This is a genomic window from Clostridium brassicae (assembly GCF_026738875.1).
GTDB lineage: Bacteria > Bacillota > Clostridia > Clostridiales > Clostridiaceae > Clostridium_H > Clostridium_H brassicae.
This window is the reverse complement of sequence record NZ_JAPQFJ010000049.1, coordinates 1-4,634: the sequence shown is the minus strand read 5'-3', so window position 1 is coordinate 4,634 and position 4,634 is coordinate 1. Positions and strand designations below refer to the sequence as shown.

The 4,634-nt window shown below is 31.3% G+C and carries 3 protein-coding genes and 1 pseudogene; all 4 read right to left on the bottom strand.

Annotated features, from left to right (window positions below; all coding sequences use genetic code 11):
- Positions 1–565: 565 nt before the first annotated feature.
- On the bottom strand, positions 566–1,909 hold the full coding sequence (locus tag OW729_RS19210; RefSeq protein ID WP_268063143.1) for a uracil-xanthine permease family protein: 1,344 nt from the start codon (positions 1,907–1,909) through the stop codon (positions 566–568).
- Positions 1,910–2,074: 165 nt separating this feature from the next.
- On the bottom strand, positions 2,075–3,418 hold the full coding sequence (locus OW729_RS19205) for a uracil-xanthine permease family protein (RefSeq protein WP_268063142.1): 1,344 nt from the start codon (positions 3,416–3,418) through the stop codon (positions 2,075–2,077).
- A 323-nt stretch (positions 3,419–3,741) separates the two neighbouring features.
- Positions 3,742–4,179: an MOSC domain-containing protein gene (locus OW729_RS19200; RefSeq protein WP_268063141.1), complete on the bottom strand. Its 438-nt coding sequence runs from the start codon at positions 4,177–4,179 to the stop codon at positions 3,742–3,744.
- 249 nt (positions 4,180–4,428) lie between these two features.
- Positions 4,429–4,634: pseudogene (locus tag OW729_RS19195) on the bottom strand (ornithine carbamoyltransferase); the annotation flags it as partial.

The following is a 4,634-nucleotide window of genomic DNA, read 5'->3' as shown; positions in this document are numbered from 1 at the left end:
TGGTGTTTTTATTCCCATAGCCATTTTCTTTTTAAGATCAGATGATACCTCTAACATTGTTTCAATTTCTTCTTTTGTATAATCCTCTAATGTTATAAAGTGTCTTCCTCTAAATACTGTTTGCATTATTTTTCCCCCTTGAGTTTATTTTTATTATTGTGCGCTAATTAAAATATTTTTGTAACCTTTGTTGTATATTACACAGCACCTAATTTTACTTATGTATTTTATAATTTCTTATATTCAAAGCACTATTCATGCCAACTTATATATCCTAATAAATAGTTTTATTGTATTTAAGCCAATTTTATAATATTACTTGAAGATACGATAGAATTAGAGTTAGAATATATGAAATAATTTTGTTAATTATAAAGACTTGGTTTGTCTTATGTAAATATAATTTGTTAAAATATCAAAATGATAATTTTTGCATCTGTTTATATTTTTTACTTCTATATTTATGTATGCTTAAAATGAGTTTATCAAAATAATAAAATTTATCATTTTGATAATAGTTTTTGCCTAGTTTGAAAATATTTAATCTCATATTTTATTAAATAACTCATATGTTTATATATTGGTCTTCATCTGCCTTTTTATCAACCGAAGTATTTTTAGGCAAAATTATATTTAATAATATAGCTGAAACAGTACCTGTTGTTACCCCTGATCCAAATATTGTTTGCACTGAAGTAGGAAAATGGCTTAATATATTTGGTTCAAATATTACTCCTAGTCCTAATGTTAAAGAAACAGATACAACCAACATGTTCCTTCTATCAAAGTTAACTTCACCTAACATTTTGATCCCTGCACCTGCTATCATTCCAAACATTATTATACCCGCTCCCCCTAAAACAGGATTAGGCATAGCTGCTACCAAAGCTCCAAACTTAGGTATTAATCCCGCTATTATAAGTAACATTCCAGCTAGTATGCCTACAAATCTACTAGCCACTCCTGTAACATTTACAAGCCCTGTACACTGGCTAAAAGTCGTATTAGCTCCTGCATTAAATATTCCTGCTATAATACTCCCTACACCATCACATAACACTCCTCCAGCCAACTCCTCACCTTTAACTTCATGCTCACAGGCTGCTCCAATTGCTAAAGTAGATCCTACAGTTTCAACAGTTGCTACTAAGTATACGGGAATAAAAGCTAGAATGGATGCTATATTAAATTTAACTCCATATTTAAATGGTTTAGGAATTGAAAATATTGAAGCGGAATCTACTGAACTAAAATTTAACATTCCTGTAAAAGCTGCTAATACATATCCACAAGCGATTCCAATTACTATAGCTGCTGAGCTTAAAAACTCATTTCCGAACTGATTTAGAACTACTATAATTGCCATTATAATAAGTCCAACCGATATATTCTTTATTGATCCATAGTTAGATGATCCTGCTCCACCAGCTAACCAATTTATTGCTACGGGTATAATTGTTAGCCCTATTAAAGTAACTACTGTGCCAGTAACTACCGGTGGCAAAAATTTTTTTAAAGGTTTAATAAACCCACTTAAAACAACTTCAAGTAAAGCAGCCACCATACTTGCACAAAACATTGCTGCTATACCATAGTTTTTTCCAACATTTATCGATATTCCAACGAAAGCAAAAGATGTTCCCATTACAATAGGCAACCTTGAACCTATTCTCCCTAACCCATGTGCTTGAATAACAGTGACTATTCCAGAAACTAAAAGTGCACAACTTATCCAAAACGTTATTTCACTAAATGGAAGTCCTAAAGCTTCTGCTACTATTAAAGGCACTGCTACTATACCTCCAAATGTAGTTAAAATTGTTTGAAATGATAAAATCATTGCATTTATCAAAGGAGGTTTCTCATCAAGTTTATATCTTAATTCACTGTTTTTATTTTCCATATTCATATTAATTTCCCCCAAATCTAATATCTTATTTTATAAATCACCTCTGGTCTAAGATTATATTTACTTTGAATAAAAATAAATATATTAAATAATTTTACTTTTTTATAAACAGATTACCCATAATTCATAAGTAAAAATAAATTATTAGGCAATCTAATTTATAAATTAACTATTTACATTTTGGTCTTTATCTAAATCCTCATTAACTGAAGTATTTTTAGGTAAAACTATATTTAACAATATTGCTGAAATAGTACCTGTTGTTACCCCTGATCCAAATATTGTTTGTATTGCAGTAGGGAACTTACTTAATATATCTGGTTTAAATATTACTCCCAATCCTAATGTTAAAGAAACAGATACAACCAACATGTTCCTTCTATCAAACTTAACCTCACCTAACATTTTGATTCCTGCACCTGCTATCATTCCAAACATTATAATACCGGCCCCACCTAAAACAGGGTTAGGCATGGCTGCAACTACAGCTCCAAATTTAGGTATTAAACCAGCTATTATGAGCAATACACCAGCTACTATAGCTACAAATCTACTAGCTACTCCTGTGACGTTTATAAGTCCTGTACATTGACTAAAAGTTGTATTAGCTCCAGCATTAAATATACCTGCTATCATGCTTCCAACACCATCACACAAAACCCCACTAGATAACTCTTCTCCTGTTACTTCATGTTCACAGGCTGCTCCAATTGCTAAGGTATCTCCTACAGTCTCAACTGTTGTTGCCAAATACACAGGAATAAAAGCTAAGATTGCTGCTACATTAAATTTACAACCGTATTTAAAAGGTCGAGGAAATGAAAGTATCGAGGCAGAGCCTACTGAAGTAAAATCTAACATACCTGTAAAAGCTGCTAATACATATCCGAAAACGATTCCAACAACTATAGATGCTGAACTCAAAAATTCATTTCCAAACTGATTTAATGCTACTATAACTATCATTACAACAAGTCCAACTATTATGTTTTTTATTGATCCATAATTAGAACTTCCTGCTCCACCAGCTAGCCAATCTATTGCCACAGGTATAATTGTTAATCCTATTAAAGTCACTACTGTACCAGTTACTACTGGAGGTAAAAATTTTTTTAAAGGTCTGATAAATTTACTTAAAATAATCTCCACCAAAGCAGCTACTATAGTAGCACAAAATATTTCTGATATACCATAATTCTTTCCAACAGTTATAGACACTCCAACAAATGCAAAAGATGTTCCCATTACAACTGGCAATCTTGAACCTATCTTTCCTATTCCACGTGCTTGAATAATAGTAACTATTCCTGCAACAAAAAGTGCACAACTTACCCAAAATGTAGTTTCACTAAAAGGTAATCCTAATGCTCCAGCTACAACTAAAGGAACAGCAACAATTCCTCCAAATCCTGTTAAAATAGTTTGAAATGCTAATAATATTGACGTTTTTAAAGGCGGTTTTTCATCAAGCTTATACCTTAATTCACTTTTCTTATTTCCTATCTCCACACTACTCCCCCCCAAATTCAATATATTACTTTACCCACTACCTATTGTCTAAAATCATTTAAATATGAATCAATAGATTACCAATATAGATTTTTCATTAAAAATATGACTACTTAACATATTGAGAGTATAAAAATATCCTTTACCCTTCCTTGACTTAAGTAAACACTATCATTCTTAAATTCACTCCTTCCCTATTTAAACGCTCACTTAAGTCTGTACACATCTGTTATTTCTAAATAGATTGAAAAATATTAATAAAAATATCTATAGTGGTTATAAAAAATAATCCACTCTTTAGAATGAATTATCTTTATATTACTTTAATCCTCAATAATTTTTATCTCATCTCCTGACTTAATATAGCCATCTTTAAGCACTATGGCAAATATACCTTCTCTTGGCATTATACAATCCCCAACTAGTTTTTGAATCTCGCAACCTTTATGACATTTTTTCCCTATTTGTGTAACTTCCATTTCTGTTTCTCCTACTTTTAACTTTGTCCCTACTGGAAGCTTATAAAGAACTATCCCCTCTGTCGTTATATTCTCTGCAAAATCTCCTGTAGAAAGCTTATCTAGTCCTAGTTTTTTCATTTTATCTATACTTTCTTGACCTAAAAGGCTCACTTGTCTATGCCAATTTCCTACATGTGCATCTCCCTCAAGACCATGTTCTTTTTTAAAAAATCCTTTTTCTATAGGATGTTTTATTACACCTTTTTTTTCACTTATATTTACTGCTATAACTTTCGCCATAATTTCCCCTCCGCATGCTAGTAATGGTATATTTAAAAGGGGAGTTTACTTCTCCCCCGTTTATCCAATATAAGATTTCATAAAATTTCTAAATTCATTAGAACATTTCTTACTACTTCTTTTAGATATTAACAACTCTTTTAGAAACTAATTTCCAGTAACCAGTATTGGTAGATTCTCTATTTCATAGAAAATCCAAACTACCTAGTCTCTATTTAATAGCCATTAGAATCTAGCTAATAATTACTCTTATTTTCCGCCCATAGTAAGAGTCATAACAGCTTTTGCTGTATGAATTCTATTTTCTGCTTCGTCATAAATTACTGAGTGTGGTCCATCTATTACTGAATCTTCTACTTCATTATTTCTGTCTGCTGGAAGTGCATGCATGTATATTGAAGTTGGATTTGTAAGTGCCATCATTTTTTCTGTACATTTCCATCCTTTATATGATT